Source organism: Kitasatospora sp. NPDC057198 (assembly GCF_042670125.1).
GTDB lineage: Bacteria > Actinomycetota > Actinomycetes > Streptomycetales > Streptomycetaceae > Kitasatospora.
In genome coordinates, this window is record NZ_JBHUWH010000810.1 from 1 (window position 1) to 1,836 (window position 1,836).

Below are 1,836 nucleotides of genomic sequence, written 5' to 3' on the forward strand. Positions count from 1 at the left end.
GTCCGGGCGCCCTCGGCGGAGTCCGTCCCGTCCGCCGGGCGCAGTCCGACGTAGGCCCGCACCGGGTCCTTGGCGGGGCGGCCGGTGAAGTCGGAGATCCGCGCGGCGGTGGGGGCCCCGCCGACGAAGTCGCGGCCCTTCGCGCCGAGGCCGGCCCAGCTCTCGTAGGAGGCGGGGCTGCCGGAGAGCGTCGACGAGGTCGGCCGGACGACGCCGGGCGTGGTGGCGCGGTCGGCCAGGGCCGCGCCGCGTTCGGCCAGGTCGAGCAGGCCGCGCAGCAGGAAGCCCTCGACGAAGCCGGTCACCAGGACGGCAGCGAGCGCGGCGGCCCCGGCGGCGGCCGCCCAGCGGGGGACGGCCCGGCCGAGGACCCGGCGCAGCCCGCGGGTGCCGAGCCGGACCACCCGGGCGCACAGCACCAGCAGCGTGCCGAGCAGCAGCGCGACGGGGAGCACCAGCGCCCACTGCCACCAGGTGATCCGCGGGTCCATGCCGACGGCCCGCCGCAGGTCGCCCTGCCAGCGCACGCTCCACGCGGTGGTCGTCGCCACCGCCCCGCCGCCGACCGCGGCCAGCGCCCACCAGCCGGCCCGCCGCACCCGTCCGCCGGGCAGCGGACCGCACGCCCCGGCGAGGAACCCGGAGAACGCGCCGAGGCCGTAGCCGAACGCGGCGGTGACCGCCCCGGCGGCGGCCTGCAGGTACCAGGGCCGGGGCAGCAGCGAGGGGGTGAAGGACAGGCAGTAGAACAGCACCGCCCCCGCCGACGCGCTCCAGCTCGGCCACCGCCGTACGATCCGCCGCTCCCCCACCGCCGCCGCCCTCCCGTTCCCGTCCGCCGCTCACCACCCGCACCGGGCACCGGAAACCCCGCACCGAGCACCGAGCACCGAGCACCCGCCATACGTATCTCGCCGACCGCGCCGCCGATCTGACGGGCCGTCCGGCTCCCCCCAATGGCGCAGCGCCGCTGGCCCCGGGTGGCGCCGGGCTCGGACGATGGGGGCGTAGGGCGGACGCATGTCCGGACGCGGGCCGTGGGCCTGCCGGAACGACCGCGGCGCGCACGGGCCCGGCGCGGTTCTGAGCGAAAGGGTGCATCGCGATGCGAGACGCGGAGCGGAACGGTTCGGGCCGGGGGCTGGTCCGGCAGGGGCCGGTGGAGCCGCCGCGCCCGGTGCGGCGGGGCCTGCGGGTGTCGCTGGCGGCGGCCGGGGCGGTCGCCGGGATCACGGTGGTCGCGGCCTGCGGCGGCACCTCGGGCGAGAACCCGGTGCAGGCGGCGATGTCGACGTTCACGGTCGGACCGCCGGAGACGGCGAGCTTCTCCGGGGAGCCGCCGTCCGCCTTCGCGTCCGCGCACGCGTCGGCGCTGGCCTCGGTGTCGGCCGCGGAGGCGTCCGCCTCGGAGCGCGCCGCCTCCTTCGAGGCGTCGGTCAACGCCCAGCTCCAGGCCACCCGGACGAAGGCGGAGCAGGTGCTGGCGAGCGTCCCGGAGACGGGTCAGGCCCCGGGTTCGGGCGACGGCACGTCGGACGTGACACTGACCGGGGTGCCGAACTCGGTCTCCGGCGACCTGAACGCGGCGATGGTCACGGTCACCAACAGCACCCTGGACACCCGCTCCTACGCGATCCAGGTCGACTTCACCGACAGCAGCGGCAAGAGCGTGGACAGCCAGGCGGTCGGCGTGGAGAACCTGGCGGCGGGCGCGACCGCGAACCCGATGGTGTTCAGCAAGGTGCGGGAGACGCGCCTGACGCCGGTGGTGGTGAAGGCGTACCGCTACTGACCGCCCCGCACGTCGAGGCGCCCGCGCGCTCAGCCGGTACCGAG

At 77.3% G+C, this 1,836-nt stretch carries 2 protein-coding genes; one reads left to right on the forward strand and one right to left on the reverse strand.

Translation table 11 applies throughout. The annotated features are described in order from the left end of the window. A partial coding sequence (locus ACFUEL_RS39245; protein ID WP_380242937.1) for an alpha/beta-hydrolase N-terminal domain-containing protein occupies nt 1–812 on the reverse strand: 812 nt, incomplete at its 3' end. Between the two features lie 293 nt (nt 813–1,105). On the opposite strand from ACFUEL_RS39245, the gene ACFUEL_RS39250 reads away from it, so the two are divergent. Further along, the gene (locus tag ACFUEL_RS39250; protein WP_380242939.1) at nt 1,106–1,792 is read left to right on the forward strand and encodes a hypothetical protein; all 687 of its coding nucleotides are present in this window, start codon (nt 1,106–1,108) and stop codon (nt 1,790–1,792) included. Nucleotides 1,793–1,836: the final 44 nt, after the last annotated feature.